Annotated in this window: 1 protein-coding gene; it reads left to right on the forward strand. The window is 38.7% G+C overall.

Translation table 11 applies throughout. From position 1 onward, the window contains the following. On the forward strand, window positions 1–1,104 hold a 1,104-nt coding region (locus FLA105534_RS00105; protein WP_173964026.1), incomplete at both ends, for a phosphopantetheine-binding protein.

A 1,104-nucleotide genomic window follows, 5' to 3' on the forward strand; every position in this document is an offset into this window, starting at 1 on the left:
GTCGCTCGTGGTTATCTGAACAAAGAAGAGTTAACCCGGGAGAAGTTTATAGAAAATCCATTTAAAGAGGGCGATAGAATTTATAAGACGGGAGATTTAGCGCGTTGGCTCCCTGATGGTACTATAGAATATATTGGAAGAAAAGATAATCAGGTTAAGATTCGTGGTTATCGAATAGAGCTTGGTGAAATCGAGAATGTATTGTCATCGGTACGTGGAATCATCCAGTGCTGTGTATTGGCCAAAGAGGATTCAAATGATAACAAACGTTTGGTTGGTTATGTGGTTTCAGAAGGCAAGTTAGATAAGTCTTACTTGGAGGAGCAATTAAAATTAAGTTTACCCGAGTATATGGTTCCTATGATCTGGGTTGAGTTGGCAGAGATGCCGTTGACTTCAAATGGAAAGCTGGACAGGAAAGCCTTACCGGATGTTGATAGTTCTGATTTGTCCAGGAAGGAATATGTTGCTCCGCGCAGTGATACCGAAAAGCAGCTGGCAGAGATCTGGCAGAATTTGCTTGGCTTAGAGAAGGTGGGTGTTCATGATAATTTTTTTGAGTTAGGAGGCCATAGTTTATTGGCAGTTCAGTTAATTTCCCGTTTACAGAAACTAGGTTTTCATATTGGGGTAAAAGATATTTTTTCAGGGCCAACAATAGCTTTGATTAGTGATAAGTTATCTTCATTATCGTTGGTTTATAGTGTTCCTGTTAATGGTATTAGGGTTGATAGTGATTATATTACTCCATCGATGGTTCCTTTGATTGATTTTAATCAGAGTGATCTGGATGAATTAGTTGGAATGGTTGCTGGAGGAGTTTCCAATATAGCGGATATATATCCTTTATCACCATTACAGGAAGGTATTTATTTTCATCATCTGATGAGTGATCCTAAAGTGGGAGACCCTTATGTTCTAGCTAGTTTACTATCATTTCCAGACAATGATAAGCGTAATTGTTTCATTGAGGCATTGCAATTTGTAGTGAACCGTCATGATGTTTTACGCACCTGTATATTAAGTTTTGGTTTACCTCAAGCAGTTCAGGTGGTATTGCGTGAAGCTCCTTTGTCATTAGAGCATTTGGTTTTGGATAATTCC

It is taken from the genome of Flavobacterium collinsii, assembly GCF_902804485.1.
Lineage (GTDB): Bacteria > Bacteroidota > Bacteroidia > Flavobacteriales > Flavobacteriaceae > Flavobacterium > Flavobacterium collinsii.